Raw genomic sequence first — 22,830 nt, forward strand, 5'->3', positions numbered from 1 at the left:
CACCCAAAATCCCGCATAGCTCCGTAGGCGCGGAGATATACTTCTTCGTATTTGACCGTGCGCCAGAGCCGCTCGACAAACACGTTGTCGCGCCAGGCGCCCTTGCCGTCCATGCTGATGGCGATCTTCGCGTCCAGCAGCACATCGGTGAACTCGAGGCTGGTGAACTGGCTGCCCTGATCCGTGTTGAAAATCTCGGGCCTGCCGTGCTTCGCCAACGCCTCCTGGACCGCTTCGACGCAGAAGGCCGCCTCCATTGTGATCGAGACGCGATGGGCCAGGACCCGTCGGCTGAACACATCGACGACCGCCGCGAGATAGACGAAGCCACGCCGCATCGGAATGTAGGTGATGTCCATTGCCCACGCATGGTCGGGCCGCTCGATCTTCAATCCGCGCAACAGGTACGGGTAGATCTTGTGACCCGGAGCCGGCTTGCTCGTGTTCGGGCGACGATAGACCGCCTCGATCCCCATGCGCTTCATCAGCGTCGCGATGTGGCGGCGACCGGCGTATACGCCCTCCCGCCGCAGCAACGATCGCAGCATACGCGCTCCCGCGAAGGGATAATCGAGATGCAGCTCATCGAGCCGACGCATCAAGGCAAGGTCCTCGGCCGAAACTGGCCGAGGTTCATAGTAGACCGTGCTGCGAGCCAGCTTCAGGACCTTCGCCTGGCGCACGATAGAAAGATCATGATCGCGGTCGATCATCGCTTTGCGCTCAGCAGGCCCGCCTTGGTGAGCGCGCCGGACAAAAAATCGTTTTCCAACGCCAGCTCGCCGATCTTGGCATGTAACGCCTTCAAATCGACCGGCGTCTCGGCCGATGTCTTGTCATGCCCAAACACGCCGGCGGCGCCTTCCAGGAGCTGGTTTTTCCAGATCGTGATCTGGTTCGGATGAACATCAAACAGTTGCGCCAGCTCCGCCAGTGTCTTGTCGCCTTTGACCGCAGCCAAAGCAACCTTCGCCTTGAATGCCGGAGAATGCGTCCGGCGGCTCTTCTTCGTCATCTTCGCTCCTGATTCGCAGCAAGAATCCTCGCCGCTGTCAGGCAGAAAATCCACTCAAGCTACTGTCCGAATTTGCGGGGCCAGCTCTAACCACCGCCGGAGAAAGATTCGGCGCATCCTTGCCCAAGAGCGCCGCCAGCGCCTCCTGGAAGTCGCCCGTCGAGATGCCTCGCAGGTACAGAACCGGCAAAAGTGCATCCAAGCTCTTCGTGCGCCGTGCCCACAACGGCAGGATCGCCGAGGTGAAGCGGATCCGCTCGCCATCGCTGGTCACCGCGCGATCGCGAATCTTTACCCGGGCGACTTCGACGGCGCCGATCCCCGTCTGGATCGTCCGCACTGGACCATGGCCGTGTCGCACGAGGCGGTCGCGGCCATCGGGAAGCTTCAAGCCCTTCATCGCGGCGAGAAACGCCTCGGCTTCCATCTCGACAGCCTGCGCAAGCAGCTGCCGAGCTCCAGATCGCAAAATATTCGTCAGTGGATCGTCGATCTCATCGGGCTGACGCAGTGGGACAATGTTGCTATGCTCGTTCATGGCGTATCGCTCTCCTTGAGGTTCTGGCAGGCTCGACACCCGCCTCGATACGCCGCCTATCTCATTCCGTCATCACCCAGTTTCCCGCATAGCTCCCTGAAGGACGGCTGGCTCGACGAGTACGCCGCGTGGCAAAAGCGCGATCTTTCGGCCAGGCGCTATGTCTACATCTGGGCCGATGGCATCCATCTCGAAGCTCGCCTCGAGGACGAGAAGCAGTGCATCCTGGTGCTGATCGGCGCGACGCCGGAAGGCCGCAAGGAACTGGTCGGCTTCACCGATGGCGCCCGCGAGAGCGCGCACGATTGGCGCGATCTGCTGCTCGATCTGAAGCGGCGTGGGCTCGACGTGTCGCCGCGGCTCGTCATTGCCGACGGCGCGCTCGGGTTCTGGAAGGCCGCCGGTGAGGTCTGGCCGACAACGCGCGAGCAGCGCTGCTGGGTGCACAAGACCACCAACGTGCTCGCCAAGCTGCCAAAGAGCCAGCAGCCGAAAGCCAAACGCGCGCTGCAGGAGATTTGGATGGCGGAGTCCAAGGCCACCGCCGAGCTGGCATTCGACGCCTTCATCGAGAGCTACACACCCAAATACGAAAAGGCGGCCGACTGCCTCGGCAAGGATCGGGACACGCTGCTGGCTTTCTACGACTTCCCCGCCGAGCACTGGAAACACCTGCGGACGACCAATCCCATTGAAAGCACCTTCGCCACCGTGCGCCACCGCACGATCCGATCGAAGGGTTGCCTGTCCAACAGGACGGCGCTCGCGATGGTCTTCAAACTGGCCGAGGCCGCGCAGAAAAGTTGGCGTCGACTCGATGGTCACAACCAGTTGCCAAAACTCGTGCTCGGTGTGACATTCAACGACGGGATTGAGGTCATCGCCAAGCACGGCTGACCGTGAGCCCAAAACCGCCGCCGCCTGACCGGCCCGGCCGTCACCAAAATTTGGCGATAGCTCTGACGCAAACGCGCCCGATGGACCTACCAAAAATGGTCGGCCGTACTGTTACAGGAATAGGGATATACTGTCGCTCTCAACATATACTGTCGCTCTCAACGGAGTGAGATCTGTGCCTACACGATTAGATGTCATCGAACGGGGTTTAGCCGGAAGTATTTTCCGGTTCAAGGTTGAGCAAGAGAAGCCGTGTGTAAGGCGGAGTGTCTTGACAGATCGGGAGTAGATATAGTCTATATTGAGACTCCCTCATGACATTCAAGACGGGATCGAGGTCATCGCCAAGCCGACCGACCGTCAGCCCACAACCGCCGCCGCCTGACCGGCCCCGGCTGTCACCAAAATTCGGCGATAGCTCGCGACTCGGTCCTGCAGGTAGTACTATTCTGTGTCCCCATCACAGGAATGAGAAGCGACTATGACCTCGGACGTAATCTGTTCTTTCTGTGGAAAGGAGGCGCAGCATGTTCTTGCGATCATCACCGCTCCTGACGGAGCAGCTGCTATTTGTGATGAATGCGTTCAAGTGTGCGTTCAAGTTATCGCAGCTCGTTCACCTGAATGGTTGGAGAAGCATCGACGGTTCGTCGGGGAGCTAGGGAGCAGCGGCGGCTTTCAGCGGGAATAATCGATCAGTTTGAAGACCATCGCAAGCGCAGTCCTGTTCGACAGGCAACCCTTGGATCGGATGGTGCGGTGGCGCACGGTAGCGAAGGTGCTTTCGAAGGGGCGTTTTGGTCGGGAAGCGCTTGCAGTATGGTCACCAACTCTTGGACCGTCATCGCGCCCACCGTGGTTTCGGGCGGTCACACGAGCAAGGCGAGTACTGTCAGCACGACCGGCACTAAGCTGCGCAATTGCGAATGACGACGGATGGGACTGCTCCAGGCCCACCTCATTCATACCGCTCTAGCCGAACAGCCGCATCAGCAACGCCTTGCCGACCGGCGCCGCGCGCACGCTGCGGAAGGCGCGGACATATTCGCCGGCATAGAATGCGCGGACGACATTGATCCGCGTCGCAACCGCGTCCTCGAAACGGACGCCGAAGCCGTCGCGGGTGCGGCGGACAACGGTCGCGCTCACGTTCTGGCCATAGACATTGCACTTGATCGAGGCGCCGATTGCCGGCGGGGCGGGATCGATGAAGCGCGCGCCCGAAATCGAGATGTCGGCCATCCGCACCAGCCGCGGCTCGGCGCCTTCGTGAACCAGGATCGGCTCGTCGCGTTCGAAACGCTCGGCCTTGCGGCGCCGCGGCTGCTCGATGCAGATGAAGCGCACGATCGCGAGCACGACGCAATTGTACAGGCTCCAGGCCAGTGCCAGCCCGCCATAGGCGATGTTTTCGCCGCCAGGTGCAGGATGAAGGCGTAGGCGATCGCCACCAGCGTGAGCGGCCACCCGTCGGGTGCTGCGCCAGGCCTGGGAGCTCGATGACGCCGACAAGGCTGAAAAATTGATCCGCAATCTCGCGGGTCGACTCGACCAGCAATGGCCCGGCGTAGCGGCCAGCATCCTCGAAGGCCTCGACGAAATCCTGACTGTCGTCCGGTTGACGCTGCCGAAGGAGCTTCGTCGATCGCTCGCCTGCACCAACATCGCCGAGAACATGATGGGCACCATTCGCCGCGTCACGCGCAACGTCAAACGCTGGCGGGATGCCGGTATGGCGTTGCGATGGGTCGCGGCCGGCATGATCGAGGCCAACAAGGGCTTCCGACGATTGAAGGCGCATAAGCAATTGTCGGTTCTGCGTGCGGCCCTTCACGCTCACCACGATCGCATGACGATCAAGCCCGTTGCCCACGTCTCGAGGGCCGCGTAACATGCATTCCGGCAACCTCGGCCCGACGTAGTTCAACACCGATCGGGACATCCCCCGGCGACCATTCTTTCCACGGATAATCGCGTGCGCCATTTCTATGCTACCTCCGGCCCGGCTTCTTGAGCTTCTTCACTCGGTGCTTCTGATAATCGAGAACGGCCGCTGCAAGTGGTATCGTGCGCGGCACGCTCACAGGTGTGAGGGAGACGACAAACGCTCTGCCTGTTTGTGAATCGACGCTGAATTGACCCCCGCACGCGCGAAGTCAATCAAGCACTTGGGACGCCGATCGGCGTCCGGATCCCACGCCGATTCACCGTGTCTTCCGTCAGCGTCGAGCCTTGCAACCGCTTTACGAGCGCGCGCGGTTCGTCGCATTTCGAGTAGAAAATGACTGTTGCGAACGTCAAGGTTGTGTGCAACCATAGGGTTGGGCCTCAGAAACCCAAGCGAGATAGCATCAGTGGCCATCAATGGGCCAGCGTATAACGGCCCCGTTCGGTGGGACGGTGCTCCCATGTCGAAGGGGCACCCCAAAAGCACATTGGCCGTTCAGGATTACGGTTTCTGAACCCCGCCCGCACTGACAATTCAGGGGCCGATCAATGAATCAGGCACAGCAGCAGAAGCCCTCTCCTGAAGACAAAGTTTACGTCACCAAGGATAAGGACGCGGGCGCATGCGGATTGCAGCGCGATTTGCAGGATCGGTTGCAGCCGGCGCACGACGAGCCGGTGAGCGAGCCCGTCAGCGATAGTGCTCCCCATCCCGAAGCACCTGCAGGCTCGGGCCGGTGGGTTCGCCGCCTGCTCAAGGTCGGCATTGGTCTTGCGATCGTGGCCGTCTTCGGATGGTTGCCGCTGAAGGCCGTGCTGCAGACCTCGAGCGTCGAGGCCGTGGTCAATGCCAGGATCGTGACGTTGCGCTCGCCGATCGACGGCACCGTGAGCGCGAAGCCGCCGCAAGGCTCGACGCAACTCAGCGTGGTCCATGAGGGCGACGCGATCCTTCATGTCGTCAACGCGCGTGGCGATCGCGTGCGGCTCGACGATCTTCGGCGGCAGATGTCGCGGCAGGAGAACGAGCGCCCGAGCCTTGCCGCTAAGCTGGCAGCCGCCGAGACCGCGCAACAGGACCTCGCCCGCCAGGCGGGCCAGTTCCGCGATGGCCGCATCCTTCAGCTCGAGGCGAGCATCGCCGAAATCCAGTCGGCGATCGAGGCCGCGGCCGCGCGACGGGAAGAGGCGGCGGCCGCTGTGGAGCGGGCCTCGTCCCTGATCAAATCGGGCAGCGTCTCGACGGTCGAGATGGCCCGCCTGACGCGTGAGCAGGCAATCGCCCAGCAGACCGAGATCGGCGCCCGCCGCCGGCTCGACGCAGGGCATCGTCAACTTAATCGACCGCCGAGCCGAAGGAGGCGATTCTCAGAGGTCGAGAATCGGCGATAGCGCTTGTCATGGAGATCTCGCGCCAAGTCGCAAAGGCTCGCTCGCGCGAAGCACGACGGAAGTCGGCGGTGGCGGCTACCGGGATAGGGGATGTGGAAAAGGTTCGCGACCTGATCGTGAACGGACAGAAACCGTTGAGCCTGATGGGACGATCGCTTCATGATCCGCTCGCGTCGCCGCGTCGGCTGATGAGAATTCTCGGCCCGATTGTTGAGAGCTTTGTGCTGGCGATGTTCGACGTGAAAGCCCATCTTCGCCCTCGCAGCGCCGTACGAACGCAGCTTATCCGTGATCATAACGCGCGGCGGCGTGCCGGCGCATTTCAAGAGCTTCTTCATGAGAAGCTGCGCAGCGCGCGAGTCTCTTCGGCGCTGGATCAAGACGTCGAGAACGAAGCCATTCTGGTCGACAGGAGCTATGCGGGATTTTGGGTGACGAGGCGATCAGGCGGCGTGGTTTTCCGGCACTTGGATGACCTCGATGCCGTTTTCGAATCTGACACCTGCGCTGACCTTCGGCAACTGATTTGTGCCTTTCAGCCGCCGCCAGGTCTTTGATGCGGCGCAGAGCAGCTTGAACACCATCAACTTGGCAGTCGTTGACGATAACGAACCTTTCGTGCGCACCGTTCTGTGCCGGACCGTCGCGAACACGCTTTCGATGGGATTCGTCGTCCGCAAGTGGTCCCAATGCTCGGCGGGGAATTCGTAGAACGCAAGCATTGCGTCGCGATCTTTCGTCAGGCACTCGACCGCCTTGTCGTACTTCGCTCCGTATTTCTCGGCAAAGACATCGATCGCCACTTCGGCCGAAGCTCGGTTGGACGCCAAATAGACCTCGCGCAGATCCTTCTTCATGCTGGCCTGTACCGACACTGCGACTTTGTTCAAGATATTCGCGGTTTTGTGCACCCAGCACCGCTGATGTCGCGTGGCGGGAAAGACCTCGTCGAGCGCCTTCCAGAAGCCGAGCGCGCCGTCACCGACGGCGATTTCCGGGGCGATCTTCAGCCCTCGGGTTTTCGCCTCGACGAGCAGTTCGTGCCAGCTCTGCGTGCTCTCGCGCACGCCGACCTGGAAGCCGATGAGTTCCTTCTTGCCTTCCGGCGTCGCGCCGATCAGCACCAGCATGCATTCGCTGTGGTCTTCCATGCGAGCCTGCAGGAAGACGCCGTCCGCCCACACGTATACGTACCGGCGCGCCGACAGATCGCGCTTCTGCCAACGCTCGTACTCGAGCTGCCACTCCGTCGTCAGTCTGGAAACCACCGCCGGAGAAAGATTCGGCGCATCCTTGCCCAAGAGCGCCGCCAGCGCCTCCTGGAAGTCGCCCGTCGAGATGCCTCGCAGGTACAGAACCGGCAAAAGTGCATCCAAGCTCTTCGTGCGCCGTGCCCACAACGGCAGGATCGCCGAGGTGAAGCGGATCCGCTCGCCATCGCTGGTCACCGCGCGATCGCGAATCTTTACCCGGGCGACTTCGACGGCGCCGATCCCCGTCTGGATCGTCCGCACTGGACCATGGCCGTGTCGCACGAGGCGGTCGCGGCCATCGGGAAGCTTCAAGCCCTTCATCGCGGCGAGAAACGCCTCGGCTTCCATCTCGACAGCCTGCGCAAGCAGCTGCCGAGCTCCAGATCGCAAAATATTCGTCAGTGGATCGTCGATCTCATCGGGCTGACGCAGTGGGACAATGTTGCTATGCTCGTTCATGGCGTATCGCTCTCCTTGAGGTTCTGGCAGGCTCGACACCCGCCTCGATACGCCGCCTATCTCATTCCGTCATCACCCAGTTTCCCGCATAGCTCGGTCGACAGCGCGCCAGAGCCAATGTTGTTCGCCCGCGATCGAGATAACGACCTCGTCCAGATGCCATTTGTCACCGCGGGCGGGAGCGCGCTGGCGGATCCGATCGGAGAACGGCTTGCCGAATTTCCGTCCCCACTGGCGCACGGTTTCATAGGTCACGCCAATGCCACGCGCCGCCAGCATTTCCTCGACCATGCGCAAGCTTAAGGGAAACCAGAAATACAACCAAACGGCATAGCTGATCACTTCCGGCGGGAAGCGATGGCGGCGGTAAAGAGGGTCCTTGGCAGTCCGCATGCCGCTCGTCTACCCCCTCCGCCGCTCCAATTCGTTAACTTGACGGTACCCTCGGACCTCATCTGGCTCAAGCCGAAAGGCTGCACCGAATCGAAGCCGAACTCCTTCACAAATTGCGCAGATCGCTTCCTCAACATGGTTCAACGCTCGTCAGCTCGACGTAAGCTGAATGTCTTAGATGCTGCAACGTTCGATGTGGGCCGAGAGGTCGCCATAATTTGCTCAGTCCGACAAGGAGCAGGAAATGGATCCCTTTGATGCAGGGCAGGCTCAGCGCGGTAATGGCAGCACCGAATCTTCCGGCCGCGAGGACCGGGAAGGTGAGGAGGCGCAGTGGGTTGGAGTCTTGACCCACGCGGTGCTCGCCGCTGACGATCCGGCAAATCTCGGGGATTCTGCTCCTGCGGAGGGGGGGCACGACCAGATGCTGGAGGAGTGGGCTGCCGAAGAGGGGCAGAACCCGCTCGAGGATCGACAAGAGGCTGTAAGGCGAGTGAATGCTTGGAATCAGGGCGAGCTGAATCTTGCAATGCTGCGTCTCACCAGCCTGCCTCCACTTCCAGCCGGGCTCCACTCGCTCGACGCGTCCTTCAACCGGCTGACCAGTCTGCCCGAGACTCTCCCTGACGCGCTCAATTCGCTCAATGTTAATGGGAATCAGTTGGTCAGCTTGCCCGCGCTTCCGGCCGAGCTCGCCTTGCTGGACGTGTGGAGCAATCGGCTCACCAGCCTGCCTGAGACCCTCCCGGCCGCGCTCGAGGGCCTCAACGTCGGCAACAACCAATTGACGAGCCTGCCCGAGGCCCTCCCGGCCAGGCTCGAAAGCCTTGACGTTAGTGTAAACCAATTGACGAGCCTGCCCGAGACTCTCCCGGCCAGTCTCGGAAGCCTTGACGTTGGTGTAAACCAATTGACGAGCCTGCCCGAGACTCTCCCGACCAGTCTCGGAAGACTTTACCTTAACGATAACCAGCTAACCAGCCTACCCACGGGCTTGCTAACGCAGTTGGGGGCTGCTGCGGAGGTGGTTGTGTCTGGCAATCCGCTGCCCCAGGAGATGCTGATGAACCTGGACACAATCCAAAGTACCGATGGGTATGCCGGCCCGAGGGTCGTCTTTGATTTGTCTGAGACGCACGAAGATCAGTGGGAGGACGCCGCCGTTGCGCCGTTTCCTCTCGAGACAGTAGCTGCGGAGTCTCTTCCCGAGGCAGTAGCGGACTGGCTCAACGGGGATCCGAAGGAGGGCGATCCCGAGGTGGTGGCCAAGTGGCAGAGCTTTGCAGAAGAACCCGGTGCCCAGCAATACGCAGACTTCCTCAACGGGCTGCGGAATACCGTGAACTCTGGGAACGAAGGATTCCAGCAGGGGGTGGCCAATGATCTGCGGCAGGCAGCGGCCAACCCGCAATTGCGCGCGCAGTACTTCCAGCTTGCTCTTGACGCCAACGAGAGCTGCGCGGATCGCAGAACTTTGACCTGGAACGGCATGCAAACCGCGCGCCTGATCGCCAACGTCGAGAACGGGCTCTATGACAATAACGAGGGGGTAGCGGCCCTCGTTGATCTAGGCCGTGTCATGTTCCGCTTGGAGGCACTGGGGGGGATCGCGCGCGAGAAGGTCCAATCGCTCCGCACAGGCGGCGCCATCAACAACGTCGACGAAATCGAGGTCTACCTTGCCTATCAGGCCACGCTGCGCGAGCGGCTGGGGCTGCAGCACATCGCCCCGGACATGAACTACTTCTACGACTCTCACCTCACCGAGGAAGACATTGACAGGGCTGAGACGTCTGTGCGGAGCAAGGAGGCGACGGGGTTCGCCGACTATTTGGCGACGGACTGGAAACCTTGGGACGATGTGGTGCTCCGCATTGAACCGGAACACCATGCCACGATGGAGGAAAAGCTCGCCGATGCCTTGGAGGAGGAGTTCCCGGGCCGACTGAAGCAAAAGCTCGTTGAAGCGGGACTGATCGGCGCTGAGGCCGATGTCGTTGCGGATGCCGAGCGGGAGTTCGGACCCCAGGTCAGCAAGGACATCGCTCGCGAGATCAAGGGTGCTCTGAGGGACACGGTGCTCAACAAACGCGGCCTCAGTCTGTGAAGCGGCGTCTGCTGCTTGACCACGCGGTCCTTCATCCAGATCGAAGGATCAAGCAACTGCCTGAGCGAGGTATTGGTTCAACCGCAGCGGCGGAAACTGAAAACTGCGACGGCTGATCAGCCATTATGCTGTGAAGCGGCAGTAGTGCTTTGGCAAGACCAAGGCCGTGACCGCCACGGCCCGGAAGATCGCAGTTCTGTTCTACAATGCTGTGCGATACGGAATGGACTATGTCGATCCCGGGGCCTCGTCCTACGAGACGCGCTACCGGACGCGAGTGGTCAACAATTTGCAGCGGCGTGCCAAGGCATTCGGCTTTGTTCTCCAGCCCTTGGAGCCGAAAGTAGATGCTGCTGCCGTTTCTTAGGAATCGTTCTCAAGCGTCAGCTCCCCGATCTTGGCGTGCAGCGTTTTCACGTCCACCGCGGGCTCGCTCGTTCTGTTGCCACCGCGAGGACCAAAGACCTCGGCCGCCGCTTCCTGAAGCTGGGACTTCCACTGCGTGATCTGGTTCGGATGCACGTCGAAATGCTCAGCCAGCTCGGCCAGCGTCATCTCGCCCTTGATCCTTGATCGCCGCTAACGCCACCTTGGCCTTGAATGCGAGTGCGTGTGTGAATGCGGATCGAAATTTGACCCCTCAATCAGTCTATCTCGTGGGCTAACGTCTTGATTTTTCAAGTGCCGGAAAAGTGACCCCGGCGCCGATCGGCGTCGGACCCCCGCGCCGATTCACAGAAGCATGCGAAAACCATCGAGGCTCGCGGCGGAGACGTTGTCCAGCCGCATCAAGAAGCCGGATATACGTCAGTAGTTGTGGCCGTCGATCCTGATCAAGTCGGTCGTTGCAATCGGGCGGGGTCCATATGGGGTCCGGACGCCGATCGGCGTCCCAAGTGCTTGATGGGTCAATGTTCAGCGTCGATTCACAAAGATGTTGGCTGGAGATAGTCCTCGCCGCGAAAGCTGGCCGTACGCCTCACCGATGAGGAGCAGTATTTTGTCTCTGAATCTTCGGTCTATCGGCTGTTGACGGCGAAGCGCGCAGGCACATGCGCCATGCTGTCTTGGCGCGGCAATTGTCGTCATCAGGTTCTCGACAGCTTCCCCATTTAAGTTTAACAAACATACAGGGCTGATCCCCTTGGAAGAACATCCGCTGCCGATGCTCACGGTGCGTGCCTGCCGGCGCTGTAAAGGGCGGTTTGTTGCTGATTGCCCGGCATGTCAGATCGATAGCCCAGGTTCATATTTGAGGAGGACGGATGGATTTTCCCTCGACCAAGTCGGTGCATGAACAATCGGGCAGCACGGGTCCGCAAGAGAGCTCACCCGCGGCTCCGTCTGCAGCCGCGGCGACCTTTGAGCGGCAATTGAGAGAGATCAGCAGTTCAGGTGTGGGTGGTGGAGCAATGCCGGCCGCCGCTGCGCTGCAGCCGGCTCAATCAACGGAGGTTTTGATAGGGAGGCAGTGCAATCAGATCCTTTACTCCGAGGATGCTCGCCTTATCTCGGGGCTTGAGAAGGCCCTTACGAAGGGCGGGGCCGCCAAAGGCACCACCAATAACTATTTACGTGTTCTTCGCGGCTTTGGCCATTGGCTCTCCGCAAATAACAAAAAGGGCATCTCTGCTCGGCTCGACGACAAAAAATCGCTGTCTCAAGATGCGCGCGAGTTCAGCGGAGAGGGTGAGCCCTGGAAACTTCTTACAGCAATAGGTCATCTCCGAAATTCGCAGTCGACCGGCGAAGTCGTGCCGATCACACGCCACGTTGAGGTAAATCCTTATCAGCAGGACGCGGAACTCATCAAAGAGTACCAAAACGAAGTAGCGTCAGAGATGGGCAAGAGGGATGCAACCGCTCTTCGCAATTTCAGCGACTACCTGCGTGACAACAACAAGAAGGGTATTGTTGGTCGGCTTCGCGGCGAGTTGTTAAATGAAGATGTTAAGAGCTATAAGAAAGTCTCCGCTTTTCGTTCGAAAATCGGTGTCGCGCTGGATCGTCTCCGAAAATCGTCGGCCGGCGCTAAGGCGATGGATCTCGAGCGCAATATTGATCCCGAAGACGCGGCCCTGAAGGAGTCGAGGCAGGTCGGCGACGCCGCTGCGCAGCACAGTTCGTCGCAGAAAGCTGGCAGTTGGCCAGAGGAATTGCTTCCTGCGGAAGGCCATGATCAGAATTTGCTTTTGGGGCCGATGGACGAACCCGGCGCGTCGTCCTCGGCGCCGCAGCCGACTCAGTCAACTGGGATTTTGAGAGGGAGGAGGAGACGGCCTCTTTATCCCGAGGATGCTGCCCTTATTTCGGGGCTTGAGAAGGCCCTCATCAAGGGCGGGGCCGCCGAAGGCACCGCCAAGGACCATGTACGTACTCTTCTCAGCTTTGGCCAGAGGCTCTACGCAAATAACAAAAAGAGCATTTTTGCTCGGCTCGACGACGAAGAGTCACTGACCGCTGATGCGCGCAAGTTGTTCGAAAAGCGTCCCGCGACACTCCATAGGGCAATAGACCATCTCAGGACCTCGCGGTCGACGGGCGGAATCGTGCCGATCGCAGGCCGCACTGAGTTGCATCCTTATCCCCAGGACGCGGCACTCATCAAAGAGTACAAAAACGAAGTAGCGACAGATGCCGGCAAGAGGGATGCAACTGCTCTTCGCAATTTCAGCGACTACCTGCGTGACAACAACAGGCCGGGCATTGCTGCTGGGCTCGGCACGTCGTTTGATGGAGATGTCGAGAGCTATAGGAAGGTCGCCGGTGCTGATTCCAGGATTGGTGCCGCACTGGCTCGTCTCCGAAAATCGCAGGCCGGCGCTGAGGCGATGGAGCACGAGCGCCATATTGATCCCGAAGAGGCGGCCCTGAGGGAGTCGAGGCGGGTCGGCGACGCCGCTGCGCAGCACATTGCGTCGCAGAAGGGTGGCAGTTGGCCAGAGGAATTGCTTCCTGCGGAAGGCCATGATCAGGATTTGCTTTTGGGGCTGATGGATGAACCCGGCCCGTCGTCCTCGGCGCCGCAGTCGGCTCAGTCAACTTGGATTGTGATAGGGAAGAGGAAGCAGCCTCTTTATTCCGTGGATGCTCCCCTTATTTCGGGGCTTGAGAGGGCCCTCATCAAGGGCGGGTTCAGCAAATCCGCTGCCGAGCAGCACGGAGGTTCTCTTCGTAGCTTTAGCCGTTGGCTTTTCGCAAAAGAAAAACCGAGCATTCGTGATCGGCTCGACAATAAGTCGCTGACCGATGGCGGTGAGGTGCTCGAGTTCATCGGAGAGGGTAATCCAAAGAGACTCGTTCAGGCAATCGACTATCTCCGGACCTTGCGGTCGACGGGCGAAGTGCCGATCTCACGACGCGCTAAGCTGAATCCTCACCCCCAGAACGTGGCCTTTATCAATCCCGAAGACACGGTACTGATGGAGCCGAGGCGCGTCGACGCCGCCGCTGCGCAGCACAGCGCGTCGCAGGAAACTGGCCGTCGGCCAGAGGAGCTTCCCGCGGAAGGCCGCGATCAGGATTTGCTTTTGGGGCTGATGGACGAACCCCGCTCGTCGTCATCTCTCGAGCCAGCCGCGCGCCATGACCAGGCACCGGATCCCGGAGAGCCCGACCGCCAGCAGTCCCCGGACGAGCCGATGGCTGCGCTTGCCAGGAGCAACCGCCTGCCAAGCGAGGAGGTCCTCATCAACGATGAGCATGACACAGCTGAGTTGAGGCCAGCGAAGAGGCAGAGGACCCTAAACAATCCGCAAGGCGTTGCCGGCGAGCGGCAGCTGAGCGAGATCGCCAATTCAGGCGGCCAGCCGACACCGGCGCCTACCCATCAACAGGGTACGTCGTCATGGGAGACGCAGCCGATGCTGCTGCGAAGCGGCTACGAAGATGTCACGGCGCCGCATTCGGTCGCGACGTACGTCGGGGACGCCGCTGCGCAGCACAGCGCGCGGCAGCGAGCTGTCAGTCGGCCATTGGTCCTCCCGGAAGGTTACGATCAGGATCTGCGCTTAATGGTGGAAGACGGCCCATCGTGGCCCGAGGTTCCTCCTGAGCAGGCGCAGGACATAGTCCAAGCTGGGCAGGAACCTGCCTGGCCGACCGTGGAAGCAGCGCCAACGCACTCTGCCAGGGCTCGCTCAAACACCTACGGCGGTATTGAGGTGTCGTTTAATCCGAATTCGCCCGCATCATTTGAGTTGCGTGACAATGCTTGGAGCCCGGCGCCTGGCTTTCCGCCGCCGTTTGCCGGGCCGGTACCGGGGCATCACCAGGGCGCTCAACAGCTCGGCTCGCCGCAGGGGCTTTCTCCGGTGTCCGCCCACTCGGACGATGACGCTTTGGCGTGGTTGAGCGAGGAGCTTGCGCGGCAGATGCAAGAACCGGCATCACCATCAACTGCCAGGGCTCAGGATCTCTATCGTGGGTTTGAGGCACTGCTTGATCCGGATGCGGCCGAGTTGGATGACAGTGCTCACTTTGCGCCAGCGCCTTCTGCCAGGGCTCGCTCAGACACCTACGGCGGTCTTGAGGTATCGTTTAATCCGAATTCGCCCGCATCATTTGAGTTGCGCGACAATGCTTGGAGCCGGGCGCCTGGCTTTCCGCCGCCGTCTGCCGGGCCGGTACCGGGGCATCACCAGGGCGCTCGACAGCTCGGCTCGCCGCAGGGGCTTTCTCCGGTGTCCGCCCACTCGGACGATGACGCTTTGGCGTGGTTGAGCGAGGAGCTTGCGCGGCAGATGCAAGAACCGGCATCACCATCAACTGCCGGGGCTCAGGATCTCTATCGTGGGTTTGGGGCACTGCTTGATCCGGATGCGGCCGAGTTGGATGACAGTGCTCACTTTGCGCCAGCGCCTTCTGCCAGGGCTCGTTCAGACACCTACGACGGTCTTCCATTGGTTGATCTGACCGCGCCCGCACCGTCCCCATTGCGCGACGATATCGTGCGGCGGTTTCCGATCACCTCCTCCGATGCTCAGATCGGGGCGTTGAATCCGATAGCCTTGTCCCACAACCGCGGGCTGGTGCTCGAGGACACGGAATGGCTGGGCGACGAGCATATCCTCAGGGATTACCAGCTTCAGGAGCTGGATTTGCAGAGGAGCGATTCGGATCTCGCCGCCCGGACGCGGTTCGTAGATCCCCTCGAAGCGCTGCGGCTGCGCCTGGGCGCGGAGAGCGACGTGCTACGCGTATTCCATCGCATCGTCCATGATCGGCGTGATAACGATACAGCCGACTTCCTGTTGCTGCCAGTGAACGATGCCAGTGCTACGGACCGCGGCAGGCATTGGTCGCTGCTGTTCGTTGATCGCAGCAACCGGCAATGGCCTGTCGCCTATCACTACGATTCCTACGGGAGATACAACGAGACGCATGCAAGACAACTCGCAGAAAGGCTGAACCTCGCCCTGCAGCCCGCCGGCATGGCCCAGCAGCAGAACACTTATGATTGCGGCGTCTTTGTCGTGGACGGCACGCGGGAGCTGGTTAGGCAATTGGCGCAAGGACGGGAGCCAGACCAGCTGAACCTCAGCAACGTCGTTGCCAATCGGCAGGCGCTGCAAGCGCGACTCAGGGGTTGATGTCGCCGTGGGCGGACCTCGCGGCGCTTCGCTTTGAGCTTGAATGACGGCTGGAAGAAGTTCACCAGCAGGCGCGCCGCGGCGTAGAGACGTGCCATCACGCGGGCCGTCTCGCCCCCGTCGAAGCGCCCGTATCCGACGAGCCGCCGGACCACCGGCAGCGCGATGCGGTTGTCGGCAAGGGCGAGCGCGCGACGCTGCGCTTCGGAAAGACCGGTCAGCTCGATGACCGGCGCCTCGAGGAGACCGAGCTTTCGCGCGGCCAGGTATCGGCCTTCGCCCGCGATGATCGTGCCATCGCTGTCGACGAGCAGCGGGTACCGTCAAGTTAACGAATTGGAGCGGCCGAGGGGTAGACGACCGGCACGCCGCCGCGCGTGATGATCACGGACAAGCGTTCGCACGGCGCTGCGAGGGCGAAGATGGGCTTTTTCGTCGAACATCGCCAGCACAGAGCTCTCAACAATCGGGCTGAGAATTCTCATCAGCCGACGCGGCAACGCGGCGGATCATGAAGCGTTTCAAATCGTCCCGTCAGGCTCAACGGTTTCTGTCACTTCACGTTCCAGGCATCGTAAGTGGATCCGTAATCAGAGCTGGCCCCGCAAATTCGGACAGTAGCTTGAGTGGATTTTCTGCCTGACAGCGGCGAGGATTCTTGCTGCGAATCAGGAGCGAAGATGACGAAGAAGAGCCGCCGGACGCATTCTCCGGCATTCAAGGCGAAGGTTGCTTTGGCTGCGGTCAAAGGCGACAAGACACTGGCGGAGCTGGCGCAACTGTTTGATGTTCATCCGAACCAGATCACGATCTGGAAAAACCAGCTCCTGGAAGGCGCCGCCGGCGTGTTTGGGCATGACAAGACATCGGCCGAGACGCCGGTCGATTTGAAGGCGTTACATGCCAAGATCGGCGAGCTGGCGTTGGAAAACGATTTTGTGTCCGGCGCGCTCACCAAGGCGGGCCTGCTGAGCGCAAAGCGATGATCGACCGCGATCATGATCTTTCTATCGTGCGCCAGGCGAAGGTCCTGAAGCTGGCTCGCAGCACGGTCTACTATGAACCTCGGCCAGTTTCGGCCGAGGACCTTGCCTTGATGCGTCGGCTCGATGAGCTGCATCTCGATTATCCCTTCGCGGGAGCGCGTATGCTGCGATCGTTGCTGCGGCGGGAGGGCGTATACGCCGGTCGCCGCCACATCGCGACGCTGATGAAGCGCATGGGGATCGAGGCGGTCTATCGTCGCCCGAACACGAGCAAGCCGGCTCCGGGTCACAAGATCTACCCGTACCTGTTGCGCGGATTGAAGATCGAGCGGCCCGACCATGCGTGGGCAATGGACATCACCTACATTCCGATGCGGCGTGGCTTCGTCTATCTCGCGGCGGTCGTCGATGTGTTCAGCCGACGGGTCCTGGCCCATCGCGTCTCGATCACAATGGAGGCGGCCTTCTGCGTCGAAGCGGTCCAGGAGGCGTTGGCGAAGCACGGCAGGCCCGAGATTTTCAACACGGATCAGGGCAGCCAGTTCACCAGCCTCGAGTTCACCGATGTGCTGCTGGACGCGAAGATCGCCATCAGCATGGACGGCAAGGGCGCCTGGCGCGACAACGTGTTTGTCGAGCGGCTCTGGCGCACGGTCAAATACGAAGAAGTATATCTCCGCGCCTACGACAGCGTGTCCGAGGCGCGAGCGTCAATTGCCAAGTATCTGGCCTTCTACAATCAGGGACGCCCTCACTCGAGCCTTGACGGGCGCACGCCCGACGAGGCTTACTTCGGCACGCAAGCTATGGTGATGGCCGCATGACCGTCGCCGACGGTTTTGTCGTCGCTCTGGTCGGGCTACGCCCTCCCGACGCAACGACAAAACCGTAAAGCCCCGCGTTCAGCATAACCCGGCAGGAATCCACTTAAATCCAGCGGGGCGCTGTCCAAACAACCGGGGCCAGCTCTCAGATCGGCCACCGAAACCCCGGCCTCGTGCTCCTTCAAGATCCCGATGATCTGCTTCTGTATTCGGTCTGCTTCTGTCAATCCCTTAAGAGCGCGTGCCGCGGGTACCTTGCTTCTGTTCGTGGTCGGCAAAGCCGCCACACGATGGGATTCGGTTGAATGGTCGGTTCAAGCTCTTCGGCGTAGTCACCCGACCTGGAGGGCGGATGCCACGACAGATCAAACGAACTCGACCATCCCCACGCCCCGCGACGGGCATCTCTTGGGATGGCGATGGCGTTCTTACGCCACCGCCGTCCATCGGAATTCGGTTCCATCAACCCACATTCGGTGAGGGATGACAGCCATCTTTCTGGCCAGCGCGACCTTCGCACGCTTGCTTCCTTGCCGGTGGGCAACACGCACCGCCCAGGCCTTCATTGGAGACCATCGGGTTGATGGCCTGAGAACGACGTTGGCAGCTTCGAACAGGGCTGTGCGCGTCTCTCCATCTCCGACTTTTGTGATCCGTCCCACCCGATCAACCTCGCCAGATTGGTATCGTCGGGGCGTTAACCCGAGATAGGCGCCGACGGATTGCGAATGCAGGAATCGCCTGGGATCGTCCACAGTGGAGCGGAAGGTCAACGCAGAGACTGGGCCGATCCCCGGCATCGTCATCAAGAACCGACAAGCCGGGTCACTGCGCACGGTCTTCAGAACCAGGCGATGTAGTTGGGCGTACTCCCGCATCAGCGCTTCGCGTCCGGCAAGCAGCGGATTCATGATCGCCTCGAGCAAGGCGTCATCGCCGACCAACTCACGAACTCTCGTCGCGAACAGAGTCCGCGAGACGATTCCGACTTTGAGACCGAGCGGACGCAGAAGTCCGCGGATGACTTGCTCTGCGGCAGCGATGGAGCGAACGATATGCTTGCGAGCCGCGGCCAGCGTCCGCGCCCTTTGGCTGCCGATGCTCTTGACGTGAACAGGCTTGAACCATCCCGTTCTCACCACCTGCGCGATCCCACGGGCCGTCATTCCGATCGGTCTTCACCGGCATGGCGCGAAAGCGCCGCCTTTACTTGGCGGGCTTTCAAACTGATGGCCGGCAGCCCCAGTTCGATTACATTTGCGGTCAGCCATTCTGACGTCGGTCCTGCCTCAAGGCCCACCCGTTCAACTTGATCAGCCCATGGTTCGAGATACTGCACAATCGATGGCGCATCCGCCAACGTCGTTCCCTCCCGGATAAGCTTTCCGGTCTCGTCCACCGCACATACCGCAACGGAATTCAGCGAAACGTCGAGGCCAACGTAGATCATGGCTTCTTCTCCTTGAATGGAATTGGTCCATGATCGTCAGTCGAAACGTGCTGCGCGGCAAATAGGCCAGGCGATCGGGACCGAATACCCCATCTCTTCCGTAAACCGCTTGCGCTTCATGCTCTGGTCCTCGTCTTGGGCCAGAACGAACTTCAAACTGGATTAAGCCCGAGGGGCAAGGTCACTTGCGATCGAATCCCCGACCTCAAAACTGTAATTGCTGCGCTAGCCTATTTGGTCCGCTCACCGCCTCGTGTTTTGTCGTGCCCCTCTGCATCAACTTCCTGCTTCGCGTCTCGGCGCCGGCTACTGGCCAGCTCCGAAAGCTCGTTCTTCAGCGCATGCCGGCGAGTTTCGACAGCAGGCATGTCGTTGACGAATTGCCGAACTTGGCGAGCTAACGCGTGATCCGCTGCCACTCCGCAGCGATGCAGCTCGGCAGCATAGTCGAGATATCGCCGCCGGATCGCCTCCTGGCGTGACTTAATCTGTTCGTCCCAAGCGTGTTTGGCAGTCCTGCCGGCCCTCACCTCAGAAAGCTCCTCCTCACGGGCGAGCCTATCGACATCCGGCGTGATCTTTCGCTTGCGTAAAGCGAGCACTGCCCCGCGATCGGCCTTTCGAACCCGTCCGCGGGTTCGCCGCGGCGTTGCCTCCGCCGCGATTCCGCGAAGCCGGAGTTCGCCAGCAAACCGGTCCCGCCAGGCCTGAAGATCTGCCTTGCGGGGGTTCAGGCGCTTGCCGTCATGGCCCGGGGACCGAACGGTCAAGTGCACGTGGGGATGCTTGTCATTCAGGTGCTGGACGAAAACGTAGTCGTGATTGTAGCCGAACGTCTCAATGGCAAAAGCCTGACCGCGACGGCATCGGTGCCAGCTGGCATCGACAGAATGATGTTGATCGACAGCGAGCTATCGCGGCGACGTTTGCCGTCGAGATCGGCGTCATCCTCCCATCGCTGCTGCAGGTCTTTCAATCCTGATCGTCCCGTCATCGAATCGCCCTGCTCTGTCTCCGCACCGAGTTCGCCGTTTCGCGTGATGTATGCCAGGTGCGCCTTGAGATGCGCCACGCCCTTGGTGCGACCGGTGATCTTGACCATCACCTCTGGTGCTCGGCGCACGATGCGTTCGAGCTTTGCAAGCATCGCCGGCGTAAGGCGGCCAGGAGCGGCCGGATCGGGGATATCCCACTCGGCCCGTCGTGGGCGCCGATTGGGCGTTTCCCAGACATACGAGATCGGCGGAAGTTCGGAGGCTACGTCGGTCAGCCGCGGCGAGGAGCGCCGACTCATCGCCGTCCATCCCAATAGTCCGCGTTGCCGTGCAGTGCATTTCGTAGCTGCGCGAGCTCTGTGTCGATCACCAATTTGGCCTCTTGAATTACGGACAGATCCGGCTCAACCGCCCTACCCTGCCGCACGCTGGTGTTTGCAGCGCGCGCAATCTGGTTAATGTTGCCGCCGATGCGGTTGAGCTCGCGAACGATAGCGCGAAGCGCAGCATGCTCGTCCGGGGAATGTTGCACTGGCGACCCCAATCGCGAGCGCACCAGCGCGACGATCCAGCCAGTTCGGGTCATGCCACGCTGATGTGAAACTTCCGCGAGCTGCCGCATCTCGCTCTCGCGAAATCGCACCGTCACCTTCTCCGGCCGTCCGGCCGGCAACGCCAAGATGCGCGGCGCTGGCGCAGCCAGTGCATCGGCAATGAGACGCCGCAGCAGCGCGGATTTGCCGCCTTGGGTGGCGGCAAGCATCGAGAACTGCGCCGCGACTTCGCAGAGATCAAAGCCGTCAACAAGGAGAGACGGAAAGTGCCTTCCGTCGGTCCGATAAACCCCAACTTCAAAGGGCTCCACTCCTGCCGCTACGCCGACGACTTCCTCATCGGCGTGATCGGGAGCAAGCGGGAAGCGTGTGAGATCATGGCTGGCGTCGGACGGTTCTTGACGGACGCCTTGAAGCTCGCCGTGTCGCCCGAAAACAGTGGAGTTCACGCCGCTTCAAAGGGAGTGCCCTTCCTCAGCTATCGCATCTCGACATACACATCCTTGTACTAGACCCTATGTTCGCCCTCTGAGGTGACGGGCGGCCCGCCCCGCGGCAAGCTCCTATCGAGGGTTGCGCCGGATGGTCCGGCGCCGAGCCTCAAGCATGGGGAGCGGGCCTGATGAACGGTAGCATTTTCGTGGGGCTGGATGTGCACAAGGCGACGATTTCGGTTGCGGTGGCCGAAGGGATGCGGATTCCGATTTATTCCGGCCGGGTATTCCGACTTGAAGCCGGCCATCGTTCCGATTTGAAGCCGGCCACGATTCCGAAATGAAACCGGCCGGCATTCCGATTTGAAGTCGGCCGGGTTTTTGGAAGTCGGCGTTTTCGTTTGGATCAGTCCCTCAGGCATCAAGTCCCGCGTTGATCAACGTGGGGAAGCGGATGCCGGCCAAGAGAGAACTGACCATGCGACAGATACGACAGATGCTGCGGCTTGCCCGTGATGGGGTGAGCGCCCGGGAGATTGGGCGCACGCTCGGCGTGGCGCGCAGCACCATCCAGGACAACCTCAAGCGTGCCTCGACTGCCGGGCTGGCGTGGCCTTTGGCGGGCGATCTGACCGACGCCGTTCTTGAACAACGTCTGTTTGCCCATGCCGGCGTCAGGCGCGGCTTTCGCCGGCGCCGGGAGCCGGATTGGGCCTCGCTGGCCTGTGAGCTGAAGCGGCCTGGCGTCAATCTGATGGTGCTGTGGGAGGAGTACCGGGCGGTCCACCCGGAAGGTTATGGCTACAGCCGGTTCTGCGATTTATTCCGAGAATTCGACCGGCGGCTGTCTCCGACGATGCGGCAGGACCATCCGGCCGGCGACAAGGTCTTTGTCGATTACTCCGGCAAGAAGATCATGATCGTTGATCGCGAAACCGGGGTTGTACGCGATGCGGAGATCTTCGTCGCCGTGCTTGGCGCCTCGAATTACACCTACGCCGAGGCGACCTGGACGCAGACACTTCCGGACTGGATCGAGGCCCATGTCCGGATGTTCCGGTTCTTTGGCGGGGTGCCGCGCCTCGTCGTCCCTGACAATCTGAAGTCCGGCGTGCACCGGGCTTCGTTCTACGACCCTGAAATCAATCGCAGCTACGGGATGATGGCGTCCCATTACGGCGTTGGCGTCCTTCCGGCACGGCCAAGAAAGCCGCGGGATAAGGCAAAAGTGGAGGCCGGGGTTCGGTTTGCCCAGACCTATATCCTCGGGCGGCTTCGTCGCCAGACCTTCTTCTCGTTGGCCGAGGCGAACGCAGCCATTGCCGCTGCGCTGGAGCGGATCAACGCGCACATCATGCGCCGGCTCGGTGTCAGTCGCCGTCAATTGTTCGAGACGGTCGAGATGTCGGTCCTGGCGTCGTTGCCGGACGCCGATTATCAGTTTGCGGAATGGCGCGTGGCCCGCGTCTCGCTCGATTATCATGTCGAGATCGACGGCTTCTTCTACTCAGTTCCACACGGCCTGATCCGGGAGCAGGTCGACGTCCGCGCCACCACCCGGACCATCGAGCTGTTCCATCGGGGTTCGCGTGTTGCGGCTCACCAGCGCCGCTACGGCGGCCGCCGGCACGGCACCGATCCCGACCACATGCCCAGCGCGCATCGGCGTTACGCCGAGTGGACTCCCGAGCGGTTCCGTCGCTGGGGACGATCGATCGGGCTAAACACTGAGGGTCTCGTCCTCGCCATTCTGGCCAATCGGCCTCATCCCGAACAAGGATTCCGGACCTGTCTGGGTGTGCTTCGGCTGTTCAAGGATCTCGATCCGGAACGCGCCGAGTTGATCGCGGCCCGCGCGGTTGCGGTCCGCGCGCTGACCTACAAGAGCATCGCCTCGATCATCGCCAACAAGCTCGACCGCAGCGCTCGCCCCACCGATGACGTCGTCGTCGACCATCCCAATCTGCGCGGCCCCGGCTACTTCCATTGAAAGGA

12 protein-coding genes and 10 pseudogenes are annotated in these 22,830 nt (G+C 61.1%); 11 read left to right on the forward strand and 11 right to left on the reverse strand.

Annotated elements, in window-relative coordinates; translation table 11 throughout:
- Positions 1 to 8: 8 nt before the first annotated feature.
- Positions 9 to 1,015, reverse strand: a pseudogene (locus ABIF91_RS00215) (IS3 family transposase); the annotation flags it as partial.
- An 88-nt stretch (positions 1,016 to 1,103) separates the two neighbouring features.
- Positions 1,104 to 1,553, reverse strand: a pseudogene (locus tag ABIF91_RS00220) (transposase); the annotation flags it as partial.
- Between the two features lie 96 nt (positions 1,554 to 1,649).
- Between ABIF91_RS00220 and ABIF91_RS00225 the strand changes: the two are divergent.
- Both ABIF91_RS00225 and ABIF91_RS00230 read left to right on the forward strand, forming a co-directional pair.
- Positions 1,650 to 2,478: pseudogene (locus tag ABIF91_RS00225) on the forward strand (IS256 family transposase); the annotation flags it as partial.
- A 453-nt stretch (positions 2,479 to 2,931) separates the two neighbouring features.
- A complete protein-coding gene (locus ABIF91_RS00230) occupies positions 2,932 to 3,141 on the forward strand; it encodes a ClpX C4-type zinc finger protein (RefSeq protein ID WP_424578654.1) in 210 nt (69 codons plus the stop codon).
- A 281-nt stretch (positions 3,142 to 3,422) separates the two neighbouring features.
- Here the strand turns inward: ABIF91_RS00230 and ABIF91_RS00235 are convergent, their stop codons facing one another.
- Entirely contained in the window at positions 3,423 to 3,917 is a 495-nt protein-coding gene (locus ABIF91_RS00235) for a PilZ domain-containing protein (RefSeq protein WP_028154654.1), read from the reverse strand.
- Between ABIF91_RS00235 and ABIF91_RS00240 the strand changes: the two are divergent.
- A pseudogene (locus ABIF91_RS00240) lies at positions 3,910 to 4,341 on the forward strand (transposase); the annotation flags it as partial. The gene ABIF91_RS00235 and the pseudogene ABIF91_RS00240 sit on opposite strands and share 8 nt — an antisense overlap.
- A gap of 605 nt (positions 4,342 to 4,946) precedes the next feature.
- On the forward strand, positions 4,947 to 5,789 hold the full coding sequence (locus ABIF91_RS00245; RefSeq protein WP_284283110.1) for a hypothetical protein: 843 nt from the start codon (positions 4,947 to 4,949) through the stop codon (positions 5,787 to 5,789).
- On the opposite strand, the pseudogene ABIF91_RS00250 reads toward ABIF91_RS00245, so the two are convergent.
- The 3 genes and pseudogenes from ABIF91_RS00250 to ABIF91_RS00260 form a co-directional block, all read right to left on the reverse strand.
- Positions 5,734 to 6,199 (reverse strand): annotated as a pseudogene (locus ABIF91_RS00250) (IS6 family transposase); the annotation flags it as partial. The gene ABIF91_RS00245 and the pseudogene ABIF91_RS00250 overlap by 56 nt on opposite strands.
- A 33-nt stretch (positions 6,200 to 6,232) precedes the next feature.
- Complete coding sequence (locus ABIF91_RS00255; protein ID WP_014497957.1) at positions 6,233 to 7,501, reverse strand: IS256 family transposase; 1,269 nt, start codon at positions 7,499 to 7,501, stop codon at positions 6,233 to 6,235.
- 90 nt (positions 7,502 to 7,591) lie between these two features.
- Positions 7,592 to 7,894, reverse strand: a pseudogene (locus ABIF91_RS00260) (IS6 family transposase); the annotation flags it as partial.
- Between the two features lie 244 nt (positions 7,895 to 8,138).
- Between ABIF91_RS00260 and ABIF91_RS00265 the strand changes: the two are divergent.
- Together ABIF91_RS00265 and ABIF91_RS00270 are read left to right on the forward strand one after the other, a co-directional pair.
- On the forward strand, positions 8,139 to 10,001 hold the full coding sequence (locus ABIF91_RS00265) for an NEL-type E3 ubiquitin ligase domain-containing protein (RefSeq protein WP_284279265.1): 1,863 nt from the start codon (positions 8,139 to 8,141) through the stop codon (positions 9,999 to 10,001).
- Positions 10,002 to 10,152: 151 nt separating this feature from the next.
- A pseudogene (locus ABIF91_RS00270) lies at positions 10,153 to 10,368 on the forward strand (IS110 family transposase); the annotation flags it as partial.
- 2 nt (positions 10,369 to 10,370) lie between these two features.
- On the opposite strand, the pseudogene ABIF91_RS00275 reads toward ABIF91_RS00270, so the two are convergent.
- A pseudogene (locus ABIF91_RS00275) lies at positions 10,371 to 10,590 on the reverse strand (transposase); the annotation flags it as partial.
- Positions 10,591 to 11,266: 676 nt separating this feature from the next.
- Here ABIF91_RS00275 and ABIF91_RS00280 point away from each other — a divergent pair.
- From ABIF91_RS00280 to ABIF91_RS00290, 3 genes and pseudogenes are all read left to right on the forward strand, one after another.
- Positions 11,267 to 15,592: a Ulp1 family isopeptidase gene (locus ABIF91_RS00280; RefSeq protein WP_424578655.1), complete on the forward strand. Its 4,326-nt coding sequence runs from the start codon at positions 11,267 to 11,269 to the stop codon at positions 15,590 to 15,592.
- A gap of 356 nt (positions 15,593 to 15,948) precedes the next feature.
- A pseudogene (locus tag ABIF91_RS00285) lies at positions 15,949 to 16,154 on the forward strand (DDE-type integrase/transposase/recombinase); the annotation flags it as partial.
- A 118-nt stretch (positions 16,155 to 16,272) separates the two neighbouring features.
- Positions 16,273 to 17,402, forward strand: a protein-coding gene (locus ABIF91_RS00290; RefSeq protein WP_424578686.1) for an IS3-like element ISRj2 family transposase whose coding sequence is annotated in 2 segments (ribosomal slippage) — positions 16,273 to 16,531 and positions 16,531 to 17,402 — 1,131 coding nt in all. Because the reading frame shifts where the segments join, the coding sequence is not laid out codon by codon here.
- Positions 17,403 to 17,830: 428 nt separating this feature from the next.
- Here ABIF91_RS00290 and ABIF91_RS00295 read toward each other — a convergent pair.
- The 4 genes and pseudogenes from ABIF91_RS00295 to ABIF91_RS00310 form a co-directional block, all read right to left on the reverse strand.
- Positions 17,831 to 18,852 (reverse strand): annotated as a pseudogene (locus ABIF91_RS00295) (IS110 family transposase).
- Between the two features lie 230 nt (positions 18,853 to 19,082).
- A complete protein-coding gene (locus ABIF91_RS00300) occupies positions 19,083 to 19,694 on the reverse strand; it encodes a relaxase/mobilization nuclease domain-containing protein (protein ID WP_424578687.1) in 612 nt (203 codons plus the stop codon).
- Positions 19,646 to 20,146 (reverse strand): hypothetical protein, encoded by a 501-nt coding sequence (locus ABIF91_RS00305; RefSeq protein ID WP_424578656.1) that lies wholly within the window; start codon positions 20,144 to 20,146, stop codon positions 19,646 to 19,648. Before ABIF91_RS00305 ends, ABIF91_RS00300 begins: the two co-directional genes overlap by 49 nt.
- Positions 20,143 to 20,850, reverse strand: a complete 708-nt coding sequence (locus ABIF91_RS00310; protein ID WP_424578657.1) for a MobC family plasmid mobilization relaxosome protein — start codon at positions 20,848 to 20,850, stop codon at positions 20,143 to 20,145. Before ABIF91_RS00310 ends, ABIF91_RS00305 begins: the two co-directional genes overlap by 4 nt.
- Positions 20,851 to 21,023: 173 nt before the next feature.
- Here ABIF91_RS00310 and ABIF91_RS00315 point away from each other — a divergent pair, with 173 nt between their 5' ends.
- A complete protein-coding gene (locus ABIF91_RS00315; RefSeq protein ID WP_424578658.1) occupies positions 21,024 to 21,179 on the forward strand; it encodes a hypothetical protein in 156 nt (51 codons plus the stop codon).
- Between the two features lie 110 nt (positions 21,180 to 21,289).
- On the forward strand, positions 21,290 to 22,825 hold the full coding sequence (gene istA / locus ABIF91_RS00320; protein ID WP_424578659.1) for an IS21 family transposase: 1,536 nt from the start codon (positions 21,290 to 21,292) through the stop codon (positions 22,823 to 22,825).
- The last annotated feature ends 5 nt before the right edge of the window (positions 22,826 to 22,830 follow it).

The organism is Bradyrhizobium sp. USDA 241, assembly GCF_049739505.1.
GTDB lineage: Bacteria > Pseudomonadota > Alphaproteobacteria > Rhizobiales > Xanthobacteraceae > Bradyrhizobium > Bradyrhizobium liaoningense.

Coding starts and splice junctions, on each gene's coding strand:
- ABIF91_RS00230 (WP_424578654.1), top strand. CDS start 2,932: ATGACCTCGGACGTAATCTGTTCTTTCTGTGGAAAGGAGGCGCAGCAT.
- ABIF91_RS00245 (WP_284283110.1), top strand. CDS start 4,947: ATGAATCAGGCACAGCAGCAGAAGCCCTCTCCTGAAGACAAAGTTTAC.
- ABIF91_RS00255 (WP_014497957.1), bottom strand. CDS start 7,501: ATGAACGAGCATAGCAACATTGTCCCACTGCGTCAGCCCGATGAGATC.
- ABIF91_RS00265 (WP_284279265.1), top strand. CDS start 8,139: ATGGATCCCTTTGATGCAGGGCAGGCTCAGCGCGGTAATGGCAGCACC.
- ABIF91_RS00280 (WP_424578655.1), top strand. CDS start 11,267: ATGGATTTTCCCTCGACCAAGTCGGTGCATGAACAATCGGGCAGCACG.
- ABIF91_RS00305 (WP_424578656.1), bottom strand. CDS start 20,146: ATGAGTCGGCGCTCCTCGCCGCGGCTGACCGACGTAGCCTCCGAACTT.
- ABIF91_RS00315 (WP_424578658.1), top strand. CDS start 21,024: ATGAACGGTAGCATTTTCGTGGGGCTGGATGTGCACAAGGCGACGATT.
- istA (WP_424578659.1), top strand. CDS start 21,290: ATGCCGGCCAAGAGAGAACTGACCATGCGACAGATACGACAGATGCTG.